Source organism: Catenulispora sp. GAS73 (assembly GCF_041262085.1).
Taxonomy (GTDB): Bacteria; Actinomycetota; Actinomycetes; order Streptomycetales; family Catenulisporaceae; genus Catenulispora.
Map to the genome: position 1 here is coordinate 108,230 of NZ_JBGCCM010000025.1, position 16,528 is coordinate 124,757.

A 16,528-nucleotide genomic window follows, 5' to 3' on the forward strand; every position below is an offset into this window, starting at 1 on the left:
CCCGGGTGCGGTATTGTCTTCCTGCCCGCTAGTGCGGGCAGCGGGCTGTAGCGCAGCTTGGTAGCGCACTTGACTGGGGGTCAAGGGGTCGCAGGTTCAAATCCTGTCAGCCCGACGGGGACGTCGCAGGTCAGGGCCTCAATCCGAGGGATCGGATTGAGGCCCTTGATATGTTTTGGGGGCCAATTGGGGGCTGGAGGCAACCCATGGTCCGCACTCAACGCGCGGCAGCGAACGCTATGCACGACTTCGACAGCAACGCGGCTCACGACCACAGGTCGCTGACCTGGCGTTTCTCCGGAGTGAGGCTAACCCCATTGACCGCAGGTCAAGTGCGGCAGTCGCCCGCACTGCAAGGTAGCGCTCGATTTAGCTGCTGGCACGAAGGCTGCGGGGCCACCATTCCATAATCAAGTTCTGGCCTCGGGGCGCGGATCCCAATGCAGGTCACTTTGATGTCGGCGCCGATGAACTCACGAACTCGTCGCCGCTTACCAAGGGCATGTCCATGCTCACCGACACCCTGCGCGACCCCAACATCATGACCGCCCAAGGCTGGCGCCTGACGGCATGGATCGACGCCCTCACCTGACCTCATTCGACGCGGAATCTTCGACGAAATCCGTCAGGCAGGACCACAGCAACCCGCGTCCTCGATGATCACCGACAGCACGCGGTAAGACCGGACCGTCCGGTCGGCCGAGCGCCCACAGCGATGAACCGAGTCGTCAGTACATTGGTAGGTCCAGATCGCAGTTCAGCCACCGCCGCTCGGCGATCGCAGCCCGCTCCGACGATGTCAGCCCGAACCCGCGGCGCGCAGCCTTCTCGGAGTCGGCGAGCAGCTCTGCCAGCGCTTCCTCGCCCACCTCACCGAGGGCCAGCTGGTCCAGCAGCAGGTTCGCCTTCGCCAACATGGTGTGGCTGTGCTGCTCGCCGCGCAGCCGGCCCAGCCAACCCCAAGCTTTCTCGTGCAGGGTCCGGGCCTGTTGGAGGTCGCCGGCCAACGCGGCGTCGTCAGCAAGGTTGATCATGCAGGCCAGGGTGTAATGGTTGGCCTCGCCGAGGACCTCGGTCAGTTCGGCAAGGGCTTCGGCGTCCAGGGCGGTCGCGCCATTCAGGTCACCCTTCAGACGCAGGAACACCGCGAGGTTGGTGGCGGTCACGGCGCGGGTCGGGTGTGGTGCGGCCAGCAATTTGCTCGCCTTGGTATGCGCATCCCTAGCGGCGTCGAAGCCGCGATCGAGGTCGCCGACGAACCGGCAGTCGCCCGCAAAGTTCGTCAAGACGCAGATGTACTCCGGGTGCTCTGTGCCATAGCGGGCTTTGTGGCGCTCGACGGACGTCTGGCCGATGTCGAACGCCTCCTCGTAGCGGCCGGTGCGACGGCGCAGAACGGCCAGCTCGATCGTGGCGCGCATGGTCTCGGGATTGGCTGCACCCAGGACGTCTACGCAGGTGGCGTAGTTGTCCTCCTGCACCTGCACAGCTTCGAACACTCGGCCCAGTTCACGGAGGTCATGGGCCATACTTGTACGAGTGCCCAGGGTTTCCGAGAACTCTGCCTCGTCGCGGGCAACGCGCTTGTCATAGACGACGGTGTCAAGCTGCAGTGCCTCGTCCGGACGGGACGCCAGTCGGAGGTGGCCCGCGTAGTTATGCATGGCACGCAGGGTTTCGGGGTCGTCGGGCCCGTACTTGACCCTGGTTCGCTCCAGCACATCGCGACAGACCTCTTCGGCCTCGGACACCAAGCCCAGCGAGCGCAGAGCAGAGGCGATACCGCCCCGGGCTCGCAGCGCGCGTTCGTCGTTGGCACCGCGGGCCTCGACGGCGATGCGGTAGACCTCCCGGTCGAGTTCCAGACGTGCCTGCTGGTCGCCGAGATTGCCCAGAGCCAGGGCTTTGGCACGCTGCAGGGTCAACATCTCGTCGTCGGAGGACTCCAACCGATGCTGCCACAGCGGAAGAGCCTTGTCGATGAGCCGCAGGCACGAGCGGTACTCACCTTGAGACAGCAGGCTGCGGCAAGTGTCGATGATTAGCAGCCGCATAGCCGGGTCCTCGCCGGTGAGGGCGCCGCTGGGCTCGAGATGCGCTATCACTTCGACGAAGCCAGCATAGCTGCGCGGCTCGAGAGGGTTGGCCGGGCGCGTGGCCGCGAGCGCGGCACGCACTGCGGCGCGGTACTTCTCGGCCTCTGGGGGTTTCACGGTGGTGGCGATGAACAGCTGTACCAGCCGGTGCATCTCCAAGACCTGGCCGCGGCCCGGCTCGGCCGGGTGGGCCTTGGCCAGCGACCGGCTGGAGATGGCGTTCACCATTCGCTGCCGGGACTGGTCGTCGGCGAGCTCGGCCGCCAGGCTGGCCGGCAGCACATCGGCCGGCACGGCCTGGATCAGGTCCATGTGGATCGGTACGGGAGCGAAGAAGGCCAGCAGCTCGAGCAGCTTGATGGCACTGGTCCGCTGATCGTCCTTCAGTGTGTTCCGGGTCACAAGCCACGTGGAAGCGACGGTATTGAAATAGTTGTGCCGCCGGTTCAGCTCCTCTGTCTGCTCGAAGAAGGGCTCGAACTCGGTTTCCATGAGCCGGCGATACGTCTGGGCATCACCACCGGTCTGGCTGTACCAACTGGCGGCGTGCTCCAGCGCCAGTGGCAGGTCCTGGACCGCGTCGGCCAGGCCGTTGGCGTCTTTCACACTGATCCGGGGTGCCTTCCGACGCAGGAACTCCACGGACTCACGTCGTGGATACAGGTCCACCTCGACGCTGTCACCGTGGCCGGCCCAGTCGGGATTGCGCGAGGTGATGAGCACATGGCCGGTCTGCGTGGAACCCGGCAGCTCGGGAAGCACGCTGTCGATGTCATCGGCATTGTCGAAGACGAGCAGCCACCGCGAGTAGGGCTCGCCTCGGCGCAGCGCTTCGCGGGCGAACCGGACCCGCTCGCCCTGGTCGGTTTCGGGGTCCTGGCAACCGAGCGCGACGCCGAGTTCGGCCAGCCGCTCGCGGGCGGTGGCCCGGTCGTCGGCGGGGATCCACCAGATCAGGTCGTAGTCGGTGCCGAAGCGGTGGGTGTACTCCAGCGCGATCTCGGTCTTGCCGATGCCGCCCAGGCCATAGAGCGCCTGCGGCAAGAGCGCCACCCGGTTGCCTGTCAACCCGGTGCGGATCCGGTCCAGATGTTCGCGGCGCCCCGTGAACTGCGGGTTGCGGGCCGGGATGTGGTTCACCAGCACGGCTTCGCGGCCCGGATACCGGACGAAGCCGGCACCCTCGCCCACCTGGTCGGCCAGGCCGCTGCGGGCTCGCAGTCGCCGCCGAGCCATCTGTTCGTTGTCGACCCCGAACAGGTTCACCGGCTCCAGGCGCCAGAAACCGCCTGGCAGCTCGCAGCGCCCCACCAGGATCGGTACCACGCGTTCCTTGCGGTCGTATGACCGGTCGATGGCGTCCTGCCACTCGGCGTCCTCTCCCGAGACGGACACCATGAACTGGGGACTGAACAAGACGACGACCTGGCTGAAGTCAACGAGGGCTGCGTCGATCTGCAGGCCAAGCGTCGTCTTGGGGTCGCGGGTGTACCGGACGAGGTTCGCGCTGGTCCCCGCGCGTTCGTACTGCTCCCGGACCCACTCGGCCCACATGCGGTCCATCGAGGCATAAACGATGGCCGCGGGGCCGAGCGGAACGGTCGGCTTCGTCGGCGGCTCAGCACCCTTCGGGTCCTCGGCGCGCACCTGCTCGTCGTCCACAATGATCTCCTGCGAGACGGGCTGCCGCCGAGGATCGGCGGACGCCTTCGTATATGAAGTCACTGTATCTCCAGTGAGGCCTCGATCACCGTATGTCACAAGATCCAGTCGCGCCGCCACATACTCGACCACTTCGGCGCCGGACGGGGTCAACGCGTGCCGGTCGGTGAACCCTCGTAGCGCCGCCGTAGTCCAGCGCAGGCAGCGCTCGAGCTGCTGCTTGGCGCCTTCCTGCCCGGCGGCGGTCTCGACCGACCAGAACTCCGCCACAGCCGCGTGCGCGAACAACCCGTGCAGCAACGCTCCTATCGGCCTGGGGACGTCACGCCACGGAACCCGGTGACGAGCCGCTGTCTCGGGTGCATACAAGGGTACGAGGTCGTGGAGCGCCACCAGCCTGCCGTGTTCCACCTCGTGCACGAGAGCCGCCGCCAGCCGCAGCGCGGGAGCGGGCAGCCCGAGCCACACCGCACCGGCGGCGTCGAGGCTGGTCGCGTTCACAAGGTCAGCCCGCACTCCGCGGCGCAGGGGTACAACGAGCGAGACGCCGGTTCGGACCTCGGCGGCGTTGTCGCGATGCCGCTCGGCGAGCACGCGCCAGGCCGGCCCCAGAACGGCGGCGACGAACGCCGAGGGCAGAGCTGTCAACGCCGGCGCCCGCCAGGCGGGGAGGGCGAGAAACGGATCGGCGAATTCGGCCGAGACCGTCCAGTCCCACCCCGTCGTGCGACCGGGGAACGTGAACAGGTGCGGAGTGCGCCAGCCGGCCGATTCGGCCGGCCGGTCCGTGCCGAACGGTATGAGGTGGGTTTCCCGGTCGGTCCGGACCTCCCAACCGCGGCGGCCCTTGGCCACCACGGCGCTGCGGACCCCGCTGACCGGCAGGATACCCAACCCGGGAAGCACCACACCCGCCCTGTGGACCGGGACTGGGACCTGCACGTCGAGGTCGGCGCGCACAGCCGCCGCGGCGGCCACCGACGCCAGGTGGTCGACGCCGGCCCGGCCGGAAACACACGCCCTGGCCCACAAACCCACAGAGGGGTGGCCGAGAGTGGCGCGGAGCACCCCTTCCACCGGCGCTGCGGCGTCCAGGATGGAAAGGAGTGCCTCAGTCCTGGTCGCGACCTGAGCGTGCCCGACGGGATCAGCGGCTCCGCGGTCGACCGCCGCCAGCACGCGCAGCCTTCGGCGGCTGTCTTGGACCGCCTCAAGGGTCTGGCCCGCCGTCGCAGTCGGCCCCCCGGCGGCGATACGCCGAAAGTCGTGTCGGGACAGTCTCAACGGGTTCAACACGGCACCGTACCGTCCACGGCGACTGGTATCTGCAGCAGATCCGTTTGCAACCGCGCCCGAACGTGCTCAACCAGCGCTTTGAGATCCGCGCAGTAGACCGAGGCGTTGAGGAAGCCGTTCTGGTCACGGTAGCGGTGACCATAATGCCCGCCGCCGCACACCTCGACCACTTCGCAAGACCGGCACACTGGGGCCAGTCCGGGGAGACCGATCTGACGCGCCACGATCCCGGGGAAGTCCAGCAGGTCGTCCACCGCATGGCGCATCACCGACAACCCGGTGGCCGAGCAGCCGTCATAAGCCAGGTTCAGGGCCTCGGACTGTTTGTAGGAGCCGTCTGTGTCGATGATCACGTAGCCGAGCGGGGCCAGACCCAGCAGTTCACCACCGCCGGGCCGGGCGGATTCTCCGTCGAGCAGCAGATCGATCATCGCTTCGAAGAGCCGGACCGGCACCGGCGCGAGGCTGGTGTACCAATGGTCGAACACGGCTGCCAGCCAGTCCGCATACGGCGTGGGCCCGGCCTCCGGCGGCCGGATCGGCGGATGCTCCCACGTCGCATGCGGCAACAGGAGGTCCAACCGGGGTGGGGAGAACGCGGCGACGGTCTCGAAGAACTCGATCGGCGGGCTACTGACCTCGATCACCGACAAGATCCCCGCGAACAGATGGCGGCGATCGCACTGTGCCAGCAACCGTATTCCCCGTTCGACATCGGCACGGCTCGGCTGGCCGGACGCATGGCGTCTGTGCCGGTCATGGGTCGTCGGATCCCCGTCGAGGCTGACGCCCACGCGCACGCCCAGATCATCGAACAGGTCGAGCCACCGCTCATCGAGCAGCGTTCCGTTGGTCTGCACCGTGAAATCCACCGAGGCCGATGAACCGATCCCGGCACGAATCGCCTCGACGATCGCTTGGAACCGCGCCAGACCGGTGAGCAATGGCTCCCCACCGTGCAGGGTGACTCGGAGCCGGTCGATCCCGTACGTCTCAGCGTGCGCGGCCATCCGTCGCCCGGCCTGCCGCGCGATGACTGGGCTCATGAACATCGAGGCTTCGCGCCACGAATGGTCGGCGTGCTCGTACACGTAGCAGTAGTCGCATGCGAGATTGCACCGCGAAGCGATCTTGACAAGGAATTGCGACAGGGGAGCCGGGGCCACACCCGCTGCCCGGAGCCTGGGCACGTCGAGACCAACCAGCGGCCAGCCTTCCGCCATCAGGGAGCGTCCTGGTGCATCAGTACCGCCGGAACCGAGTCGTCGTGTTCGCGCATCCGCCTCAACGCCGCTGCCAGGGCCCCCCGGTCATGCGGTGGCAGCCGGACCTGTTCGGCCAAGGCGCGCAGACTGGTTCCGGTGAGATCAGGCAGCGGCAGACCGGCATCACGTTCATTTGCATCCGTCACGAATGGCCCCCCTTGCCGAACTTATCATCCCTCACCATCATGCGGCCGGGATTGTTCCCCTTCAACGTCCGGTCGAATCCAACTCCGCAAGAAGACGGCCGGCAACCCGGGCCGTGTCATGGCGGGAAAGCCCGAGCGCCACATACGCCGCCAGGCCCTGCGAGAGCTTCTCGCGGGCATCGTCGTAGCGGAGGGAGCGCATCAGAACCCTGCCCCAAGCGACCAGACACGAGGCATACAGCTCCGGCATGTTCCCTTCCGCCAGTTCGCTGGCCTGCCGGTAGCAGTCCGCGGCCTCCCCCAGGTCTGTCAGCCTGTGATTCAGCGCAAAACGTTCCTCGAAGTCCCGGCCCAGTTCACGAAGACAAAGCCCTCGCTCGTCATCCGGCAGCAACCTGTCACCCGCGCTGTCCCGTCCCAGCGCGGTGCGCAAGTGCAGAATCGCCTCGGCCAGGTCTCCCGGCGAGTTGTCGCGGTCGAACCGGATCCGTAGCGCGGTCGCGAGGTCGGCCAGCAGCGGCGCCCGCTCGGTGTCCAGCACAGAACCACGCACGACAGTGCCGCGCAGCTGTCCGACCGCCCAGTCCAACGCCTCGGGCCCACCTTCGGCCCGGGCGAGCGCGAGCGCTCGGTGCGCAGCCGCCTGGCTCCACGACGACAGGGGCATGTCGCCCTCGGTGACCATGGTCGTAGCCTCCTGGAATGCGGCGATCGCCTCAGCGGCGTCATCAGGGCTCGGATCCGGTGTCCGCGGCGCTCCGCTCAGCGCCGTAGCAAGGGTGATCAGCGCGAGCCCTCGTTCTGCCTTGCATGCCTGCCGCGCGACCGCGTCCCGGGCGAAAGACAGCGTGTCCTCCCCCGGTTGCACCAGCAGCTGCCCGGCAGCGATCAGCGAGGACATGGACGGCGGCAGGGTCAGGAGGACAGCGGCGATGGCAGGCGTGGTCAGAACCTGGTCTGTACGCGATGACTTCGATGTCCGTTCCGACATCAGCACCTGCTTCAATCCATAGGGATCGCCGACCGGCAACGGTTCGGCGGCCCCGACCCCATTCACCCTCAACGATTCCAAGGCCCGCGTTGCTTCCCGCCAGTCACGACTGAAAAGCCAGCGGTAGGCGATTTGCGCAGCTAGCCGCCGTGCAAAGCCAGAACGCTCCTTTGACCCGGCATGCGTCAGCGCGGCAATCCGGTGGCCCAGCGCTTCGTTCAGATCTTCCATACGCCCAGAACTGCGGAACCGTTCATGGGCTCGATCGGCCCGCTTTTCCCAGACCACGGCCTCAGTCGGCTGCTGATGCCGCATCGGAGCGTCGTCGGTCGGATCGGCCGCAAGCCGGTGCACGACATCGGGGCGGGCATAGGCGAAAGGCGCGTCGGTAACGCGGGCGGCTGAGGAACCGGGCGAGGCGACCAGAGCCGGGAACCACTCGCCGGGGCTCTCCCCCGCGCGGCTGATCCGCTGCGCGATCCGGTTCGCGAGCCACTCGTCTGCGTCCACAGGCAGGGAGCGCAGCAGGTCTTCCCGCGCACTCTCGACGAATCGGTAGCGGCTTTGCGCGGTCGGCAGCGCGTGAGCGGCCTCCTGCTCCAGCAGACCGCCGAGCAGCACCTCAGCCAGGTGTGTGGGCCCTGATTCCGGGACCGCTATGTCCTGGACGTAGCGCATTATCGGGAGGTTCACCCAGCCTTTGAGCGCAGCCAAGTGCGTGGCCAACCGGACGGCCATGGGGCTCGCGGTGGCCAAGAAGAGCCTTCCGGAATCCGGCACGCCGTCGACTCCCGCCGCCCGGGCTTGTCGGGTGGGCCTCGGTGTAGGAAACACGAGTCCACACGCGAAGCCATCCGCAGACGGGGCCCGGACGAACGACGCCCACTCGGCGACACGCTCCGGTTCGAGCTCCAGCACTGGAACCGGTGTGAGCCGCGACCGGTTCCCGTTTCTCAATTGAGCGACAGTACTCCTGGCCATGCCGCCGTAGACGCGGAACCGCATCTCGGTGTTCGGGCAGGCCGGTTCCAACGCGGTCACCGATCCGTGCACCGGTCGTACCGCCGTGCGGCTCCACAAACGCTCCGGCAGCGGGTTGATCAGTGCCGTCGGCCCGCTGCGAGCCCACTTCGCCAGTTGTTTCAGGACCGTCGGCCGCCGCCATCCGTCGCCGACCCCGTCAGTGAGCACGAAGGTGGCGCACGGGCCGTCAAGCTTGCGGTTCGCCACCGTCTCCGGTACCGGTCCGGACAGCGCGCCGTCCTCGGATAACGTCACGACGGCGACATCCCGGAAGACACCCGACAGCTTGACCAGCCGTGTGAAGTCCATCGTGGTGCCGTGCCACAGCGGCATGGACCGGCCGGCATCCAACACGCAAAGCGCGCCAAGCAGGGGACGCTCCCGCGGTCGCGTGCGAACGACCAAAGTCCCGCTGCGAGCCGAGGCGTTGATGGTGGCTTCCTCGTCGAATTCCGAGGCCGGTCCTGAGGGTACCAAGAGTTTGAAATCCCGGAGCGCTCCCACATATTCGCTTTGCCGAGGCAGCGAAGCCTGCGCCGGTACCTTGACCCGGTAACCGGTGGCCGCCGGAAGCTCCTCCGGCTCACCGTCGGGCACGCCGCCGGTTTCGTTCGTTCCCTGAGACTCCGTGCCGGCCAGATGCAAGGGCATCTTGGGCGGCCAGTCGCGGCTCGCCCGAGGCGACGAAGGCGGCCGGCCAGCCTCCGGCCCGACGCCGTCGAGCCGTTGAAACTCCGGCGGGGATGCTGGATCAGGCGCGGCGTGCGTCATGTGCTCGGCGAGCCACACCGCCTCGGCCAGTTCCAGCGGGTCGGCATCGATCGCCCGGAGCGACAGCGCTCCCAGCAGCCGCACCAACTGTTCTGGACCCGTACCGGTCATTCCGGTGGCTCCAGACTCTGCAATACCGCGTCAGCCAATTCGTCAAGGGACCATCCGCTGTCGTAAACACCCTGCGACGTGAGGAAGACAGCGTTCAGCAGCTGGTCGGTGGCCAGCATTCCCGAGGCACGGTCCCGATCGAAGCGGGCAAGCAGTTCCGGATCCGGTTCACGCCCCAGGTGTGCCTCGACGATGCGTCGCAGTTCGTCCGGTTCAGGTTCGTCGAGATGCAGGCGGATACAGCGCCTCAGGAACGCGGGCGGAAACACGCGGTCCCCGTTGCTTGTCAACACCACGAAGGGGAACGCCCCACACTGAACCTGAGCGTCCCGTATCTTGGCCCGCCGACCCGGGTCGCCGGTCCGGACCCGGACAGAGGCCGTCCGCAGCCCTCCACGGTCGAGCTCGGGGATATCGAAACGGCCTTCCTCGAAGACATTCAGCAGATCGTAGGGAAGATCGGCGTCACCCTTGTCGATCTCGTCGATCAGAACGACACGGGGCCGCTCGTCCGCCGCGGACAGGAACGCCGTACCCAGCGGGCCCAAGGTGATGTAGTCACCGATCGCACGCTCCGCGGAGACGCGAGCGAAACGACGACCTGCCGCGCCCGACGACATCTCGCGGGAGCTGTCCTGGAGCCGTCCGATCGCATCGTATTGATAAAGGCCGTCACGGGCACTAGTCCTTGACGTCACCGGCCAATGCAGGACACGGCCGAGGCCCAGTTCACGGGCCACGGCGTAGGCCAGCGCGCTCTTGCCGGTGCCGGGCCGACCCGTCACGAGGAGCGGGCGTCGGAGGAGCAAGGCAGCGTTGACCCGGTCACGTGCCTCCGCACTAATCCGGTACCGTTCCCCGCTGCGCCGGTCGAGGGAGAAGTCCCGCCACGGAGGCGGCTTCGGGAGGTCGTCGACGCCGTCGTGGACCGATCCGTCACCACGGAAGACACGCCAATCACCAGTCACGATCGCGGCCCTGTTCAGACGGCCGCGCCAGGCGCGGCGAGCAGAAAGTTCAGTGGTAGCCGGTTCGGCGGATCCCAAAGGAGAACGGCGCTGGCCAGCATGGGGTTGTCCTCATTCACCCGATCGGGGTTTGCTTTTCCGGCAGCAACAAGTCGGCGCACCTTACGAGCCTCTTCTCTCAGAACCTTGACCTCGATCGGAATTCGCTCCGCCGGCACACCGCCGACTCTCGCGGCCGCTGCGGCCGTGAAGTGTGCACCCCCGCAGGGCGGTTCCCCTGGTTCGAAGACCTCGCCGTCGACATGCGCGTACTGGCAGGCGTCGCGCGACCACATCACCATCGGGGTCCACAGATCGCGCAGCGCACCCATCGCGTTCGACGCACACCCCGGCGGCACGACCGGTCCCGGCAGTAGCACCAGCCGCCCAGTCAGGTCCGGCTCACCGGCGAGCGGCGCGGTGAACCGGTCGCGGAACAAATCCGTGCGATCAGCGTCGCCCGGGAGATCTTGACAGAGCACCGCGACGGGCGGATGGCCACTGGCCTGCTGAAAACTCTCCCACGCCTGGTCCGCGTATCCATGGACATCGACGTCGTCAAGCACGTCGTCGTCACGGACCACCACCGGATGCAGTTCGCCGATGGGACGCCTGTTAATCAACTCCCAGGTGTCGAAGGCGTAGTCGAACAAGTCTGGAGGAACGGAGAACTCCAGGACCGGACGCTGGTGGACCAGCCTGCCCAACGCACCGCGGACATCTTCCTTAATGAGCTCGAGCGCTGTGTCGACGCGCGCTGGGCGCCGTTCCCCGCTGCTGACGGACGTCCAGTTCCCCTGCGCGTCGCGACACCACACTGAAGCCCGGTAACTGCCGACCTTGCTGTAAGCCGGGGTCAAGCGCACCATCACGGCCGCTGGCCAGCCTACATTCTGGTCGCCCGTCGAAGGCGAGGGCTCGACCGCCACGGAACCGCGTATTTGGTCGTAGTCGCCTGCCCACTCACGTATTCGCTCGGCAGTGTGGCTGCTTGTTTGGTAACTCTCCAGGACGCATCGCGCCAAGGTGCTGAGAGCGTTTCGGGACGCGTCCATAGCTCTGAGGTGCCATACCGCGTCCCGGAGGGTGTGAATCGGGCCCGGCGTAACCCGGCTGTCGGGCTCACCGATGGTGCGGCGGTACAGCCGTTCGGGTTCCTCATCGATCCATGGATCGCCGATCTGGGCCAGAAGATCCAGCAACGGGTACTCAAGACGTGGCGGCAGTAACTGCACCGACGCCGGGACCGCGCCCCGGGTCCGGGCTTCGGTATGCCGCTGCACCAATTCTGGCCACTCCGTGTCCCGGCCGTGGTGACGATCGTGGGCGTACCAGGCCTCGACGACAGGGTTATGCTTGGGCGCCGGCGGCTCGTCCTCGATGTCGGTCGCCGCCTCGGTGTGGAGGACGGCCGCGAAAGCTGCCATCGCGCTGACAATGGGAACAACCTGAACGATGCCGCCCTGCAGAACGCTGGCGTTGACCATGCCGACGACTCGCAGCGTCTGGTCATCGAGCACGGGAGAGCCAGAGGTGCCTCTGGTGATCCGCAGACTTCCGTGTTCGGTGGAGACGTCGCGGGGCGGGATGACGAGCCACAGTTTTGACTGGGTCGTCGTCGCCGTGTCCTGCTGGTAGGACAGCAATATCGGTCGGGGCGGCGGGGCTATGTCCCCAGCTTCGGGAACGTATCTGGTGACCGCGGTGAGCTCGGCTCCCTTGGTCGGGATGTTTCGATCGAGCCAGACGCAGGGATGCCTTTCGAACGGCACATACACCAGCGCCATATCCGGGAAACCCGTGTATTCGCGCCCAGACAGCCGCTCGCTCTGGCTCACGACCGAGGATTCCGCTTGAACGGCCGTGTCGCCAGCGCGAACCATCGGCCGTTCAGAGCAAGCAGCGACCACATGTGAGCAGGTGGCGACAACACCGGGCGCGATGAAGAACCCCGATCCTCTTCTGTTCGCGTCATCGGGATGCCACAACTCGACGGTGCACCGTCCCAGCAGGTCGAGCGCATCATCCCTGGTGATGTTCCCTTCAGCCACTAAACTCCCCCAGCGCGTCCCTGAGCCGCCGCGTCAGCCCGAAGCCCGGGGCCAGGAACCGTCATTGCGCGGATTCGTCGGCGTTTTCGCTGCCTTCGGCGCCATGAGCACTGTCGAGATCAGTGGCGGCTTCACCACCGTCGTCGTCGGGATAGTCCGCATGCGGGAACTGGTTCTTCTCCCAGGTCATTTTCACCTTGACGCTGGCCGTGGCGTGCGCATTCGCCAGAACCGCGAACGCGTGTCCGGTACCGCCGGAGATCTCGATGCCGAACTCGATCTCCGTCCGTGCCGGCGAATACCTAGCCACCGACTTGCCCACCGAGCCCACCACGCTGCGGATGGTCTCGTCGAGCTTCTCAAGTTTCCCCAGGACCTTGCCCTTGCTGCCACCCCAGTTGTCGACGAAATCAGAGTCCGCGGTGATGTGGACCCAGATGGTCTCGCCGGTCGGCATGACGACTTGCACGAACTCTGTGGTGAGATTTCCAGCCACGTGTACCCCTCCCCTGGGCGACGTCGAGAACATGATAGAGGCGAAACTACGAGCCCGTACATAAGTCGTCTCACTGAGTCTTGAGACCGTCTCCGCTCGCAGTCGAACCCGGAATCAACCTATTGACATATTGCGAGAGCGATCATGATGAAGCAGCCAACCAGAGCTCATAGTTCGCCGCCCAGCGACATGTTCCGATAAGCACAGGTCAGCTATCCGTCACGAATAATGGAGTCCAGCAGTGCTCAGTCCTCGCGAGATCGTTGAACACCAGCCCGAATCGGTGCGCTGTGCCAAGGGGCGCTCGGCTGGTACGTCAACGACCTTGTGGGTGCCGATTATCTCATCCATGCAGTTCAGGCGGCATGCTTGTACTCGTGCAAGATGCCGCCTAGTCGGTCGCGTCGCACGTTCAGCTCGACGATGTCGGCGCTGCCGGTGACCGGTTCGGGCACGGCTGCAGTAGTGCGCTCTAGTCCAGTGAGCAGTGTGGGCGATTCAGGGTGTAGTGGGTCTCGAATTCGCGTAGCACGTGCGGTATCGAGGCCGAACGGCAGGCCGCAGGGGCGTGCGGCGACATGGAAGATCTCGCCCGGCGTACCGGCGCGGGCCTAGCCGCTCCAAAGGCGCTGACACTGGCCGGAGCGTTGGACTGCGTCGGCCTGCCGCGGCGTGAGACGTTGCGGGCGGTCGGTGCCGCCGCCGGATCCCGGCCCGACGGCCTCCCCAGCACCGCTCCCAGGACCGCCGCGCCGCCGCTTGCCGCGCTGGGCGTAGAGGAGCGCACTTCAGGAGCTGTGGGCCGGACAGACCTTCTAATACCATCCGGTCGCGCTGGCCCGTAAACGCCTGGCCTCCGCCGGCTTCAGCGCTGCGGCCGACCTTTCAGGGCTGCGCCACGGAATTCTAGTCGGGATCGCAGGGCTCGTCACCCACCGGCAGCGACCTCCAACCGCCGGAGGCGTGTGCTTTCTGAAAATTGAGGACGAGACTGGCAACCTGTCCATCAACCTCCCGGCGGCAACCTGGGAGTCCACCACACGCCGCACCCGCGAGTCCTCAGTGCTGGTCGTGCACGGCACCATTCAGATACCAAGGACGGCTCCTTGTACGTCCTGGCGAGGCAGGCTGCTGCGGTTCACGCTCCACGCCAAAGACCGGTGCCGAAGCTACCGCTAGCTGGCTGGCGAACTCAGCTGACCCGAGCAGCAACCCGGAAGCCGTGCTCTGCGTTCCCGCCGCCGGCGCGCCAAGGGCATATCCGCTGGACGTCACGGCCGCCGTGGCTGATCCTGGAACGTTCGCCAGCCGAAGTGGTTGTGAGCGACAGACCTCGGGCAAGAAGGGCCGACCGTGAACGATCACCACTACCCCGATGTACACGCGGCGTTGTCCGACGCTATCCAGCAGGCACTAGAGGTGCCGGCCGCCGCGCAGCCCGGCGGTCCGCAGTTCAGGGAGCTGCCTGACCAGGCAGGGTGGGAGCGGCATCATCAGGAGACGCTGCTGCAACGTACTCGGAGTATCTGGGACCACCCTGCTGAAGTCGCCTCGCGGTCGTGGTGGCGCGGGCTTGCGGCCTACCCGAGCTTTCAGGCGGCGCTGGACGCCCACCCGGAGGTCCGTGACCGCCTGGATGCCCTGGTCGGGTTCCCCTTCTCCCTGCGCGGCCGCGACCTACGCACCATCTTGATCCTGCAGATGCTCAGCCCGCAGATCGAGGCCGCGCGCGGCTACGACTTCGACCAGGATATGTTCGACGCCTGCTATCGGCGGCTGGAAGCTGGCGTCCTCCAGCAGCATGTCCGCATGATCGAGTTCATGCCGCTGCTGGGCCTGGCGTCGGCCTACGAGCCCGTGCAGCTGCCCGACGGCATGACGTTGCGGCTGATGACCGACCTGGAGCTGTCGATGGGGATCCAGACGCTCGGCGTCCCGGTCAGCGACCGCTCGGGCACCACCAGCCTGACCGTGGCCGTCGGCAACCAGTTCGCGCTCGTGCTCGAACACACCTTCCCTGTGCAGTACGGTGCGCCGGCCGACCCTGTGACCATGCCGCTGGCGTTGCCTTCATTCGAAGACGAAGCTCACCGCCTCATCGACGCCCTGCGCCTGGCGTGCGGCGGCTCGGTTAGCCTGGGCCGGCCCGTCCAGTATCAGGACCCGGGCGATTTCGACGCCCACCCTGGCTACCCCGCCGCACGCATTCGGGTCAAGACGCCGGACCCGGGTGCCACGACCGTCCTGTACGGAACCAACCAGTTCGAGGCCGTTATCGCGGCCTACAACGCCTTGGGCCAGGCGGCGGTCACCGGCGATTGGCTGCTGATGATGGTGCTACGGCGTGTGCAAATGACCAGCACCCGGGCACTGCCCGAGGACCGGCTCATTGACCTGGCGATCGCCGCCGAAGCCCTGTTCATCAGTCACCCGGGACTGAACGCCCCGGGGAGCAAGTCCCCCAAGATCGCCGAGGACGCGGCCGACCTCCTCACCGGCGACCCGGTCCTGGCTGCCAGCGACGAGAACATCCCGCCAGCACATCATCAGCGCGTACCGGTGCCGCAACCACGTGATACACACCCTGGAGCGAGCACCCGCCCTGCACCTGCTCGGAGGCGTACCCGGAGCGAACCTCGACGCGCTTGTCAGCGACTTCTCCCGGCTGATGCAGCGAGCCGTCTTGCTGTCCGTGATCGCCGCAAAAACCGCGACGCCCCGGACCCAGCCGTGACGGTACCGGCGCGCTGGAGGGAAGGGTGACACTGGGCCCATCGCGCAGGCTGTCGTGCGGTTCATCATGAAATCTTCCCGGCTCGGAATTGCGGCCGGGCCTCGCCGGACCGACTACGGCACCCCGGAAGCGGGGGTGCCGTGCACTGCTGCTGACGGCTCGCAACTCCACCGCCAGGGGACGCGAGCCAGCGATCCTCTCGAGAAGCGCAGGCAGTATTGTCTGCGCAGTAAATCAGCAATCTGTTTCCGCCATCGCAAGGCTTGCCAGAGGGGCGGCGCCGTCCGGTGTCTGCCGTCCCGGTCCACCCGGGCCCGCGCTGGCCCACCGCGACTACGCCGAGCTGATCAGAGACATGCTGCGGCGCAGTGACATTGCTGGCGCCGAGCGGATCGTCGTGGACAACGCCAACCGGCTACAGGGCCGCAATTTCGAGATCACCGTGGTGTGGCACCCGCTGTCCGGCCGCCGCGACGCCACCGAATTCCATTTGAAGGCTGGCCGGCTCTCGGTGCTGACATCCAGACACCGGCAGTCGTGCATCGTCGTAGCGCGTGACGGCATCCGCGAGTTGTTAGATTCGCGCCCGTCCACAGAACCGGTCCACCTTTCCGTCGACGCGAAAGTCCCTGATGGGAGGGAAACCAGGTTGTGCAGGAATATTTGGAGCGGTTTCAAGTCGCAAGGTGGTAACCGTCCGGCTGGGACATAGTCTTCGCACACCCGTAAGACTGCGCCAGCTGGCGCAGAAATTACTGTCCGGCCAGTTCCGCCAGGCCGCTGACTCATTAGGGCGCTATCCGCCGAGCTGCCAATGTTGATCGAGATCGACAGTATCGAAGCATGTCCACGACAGTGCTTTCTTGGCGCGCCCAGACC

The 16,528-nt window shown here is 66.6% G+C and carries 9 protein-coding genes and 1 tRNA gene; 4 read left to right on the forward strand and 6 right to left on the reverse strand.

Going from position 1 to position 16,528, the window contains the following annotated elements; genetic code table 11:
• Positions 1 to 41 precede the first annotated feature (41 nt).
• Positions 42 to 115 (forward strand) — tRNA-Pro (locus ABH935_RS32905).
• Between the two features lie 613 nt (positions 116 to 728).
• On the opposite strand, the gene fxsT is transcribed toward ABH935_RS32905, so the two are convergent.
• From fxsT to ABH935_RS32935, 6 genes are all read right to left on the reverse strand, one after another.
• Entirely contained in the window at positions 729 to 4,736 is a 4,008-nt protein-coding gene (gene fxsT, locus ABH935_RS32910; protein WP_370381846.1) for an FxSxx-COOH system tetratricopeptide repeat protein, read from the reverse strand.
• A 311-nt stretch (positions 4,737 to 5,047) separates the two neighbouring features.
• On the reverse strand, positions 5,048 to 6,277 hold the full coding sequence (locus ABH935_RS32915; protein WP_370381847.1) for an FxsB family cyclophane-forming radical SAM/SPASM peptide maturase: 1,230 nt from the start codon (positions 6,275 to 6,277) through the stop codon (positions 5,048 to 5,050).
• A 249-nt stretch (positions 6,278 to 6,526) separates the two neighbouring features.
• Positions 6,527 to 9,361, reverse strand: a complete 2,835-nt coding sequence (locus ABH935_RS32920) for an SAV_2336 N-terminal domain-related protein (RefSeq protein ID WP_370381848.1) — start codon at positions 9,359 to 9,361, stop codon at positions 6,527 to 6,529.
• On the reverse strand, positions 9,358 to 10,329 hold the full coding sequence (locus ABH935_RS32925) for an AAA family ATPase (protein ID WP_370381849.1): 972 nt from the start codon (positions 10,327 to 10,329) through the stop codon (positions 9,358 to 9,360). The genes ABH935_RS32920 and ABH935_RS32925 overlap by 4 nt, the downstream gene beginning before the upstream one ends.
• Positions 10,330 to 10,343: 14 nt before the next feature.
• Complete coding sequence (locus tag ABH935_RS32930) at positions 10,344 to 12,419, reverse strand: trypsin-like peptidase domain-containing protein (RefSeq protein ID WP_370381850.1); 2,076 nt, start codon at positions 12,417 to 12,419, stop codon at positions 10,344 to 10,346.
• 61 nt (positions 12,420 to 12,480) lie between these two features.
• The gene (locus ABH935_RS32935; RefSeq protein WP_370381851.1) at positions 12,481 to 12,915 is read right to left on the reverse strand and encodes a CU044_2847 family protein; all 435 of its coding nucleotides are present in this window, start codon (positions 12,913 to 12,915) and stop codon (positions 12,481 to 12,483) included.
• Between the two features lie 915 nt (positions 12,916 to 13,830).
• Here ABH935_RS32935 and ABH935_RS32940 point away from each other — a divergent pair.
• The 3 genes from ABH935_RS32940 (at position 13,831) to ABH935_RS32950 (ending at position 16,361) form a co-directional block, all read left to right on the forward strand.
• Entirely contained in the window at positions 13,831 to 14,094 is a 264-nt protein-coding gene (locus ABH935_RS32940; RefSeq protein ID WP_370381905.1) for an OB-fold nucleic acid binding domain-containing protein, read from the forward strand.
• Between the two features lie 174 nt (positions 14,095 to 14,268).
• On the forward strand, positions 14,269 to 15,678 hold the full coding sequence (locus ABH935_RS32945; RefSeq protein WP_370381852.1) for a hypothetical protein: 1,410 nt from the start codon (positions 14,269 to 14,271) through the stop codon (positions 15,676 to 15,678).
• Between the two features lie 326 nt (positions 15,679 to 16,004).
• The gene (locus ABH935_RS32950) at positions 16,005 to 16,361 is read left to right on the forward strand and encodes a hypothetical protein (RefSeq protein WP_370381853.1); all 357 of its coding nucleotides are present in this window, start codon (positions 16,005 to 16,007) and stop codon (positions 16,359 to 16,361) included.
• Positions 16,362 to 16,528 lie beyond the last annotated feature (167 nt).

Coding starts and splice junctions, on each gene's coding strand:
- ABH935_RS32950 (WP_370381853.1), top strand. CDS start 16,005: ATGCTGCGGCGCAGTGACATTGCTGGCGCCGAGCGGATCGTCGTGGAC.
- ABH935_RS32915 (WP_370381847.1), bottom strand. CDS start 6,277: ATGGCGGAAGGCTGGCCGCTGGTTGGTCTCGACGTGCCCAGGCTCCGG.
- ABH935_RS32920 (WP_370381848.1), bottom strand. CDS start 9,361: ATGACCGGTACGGGTCCAGAACAGTTGGTGCGGCTGCTGGGAGCGCTG.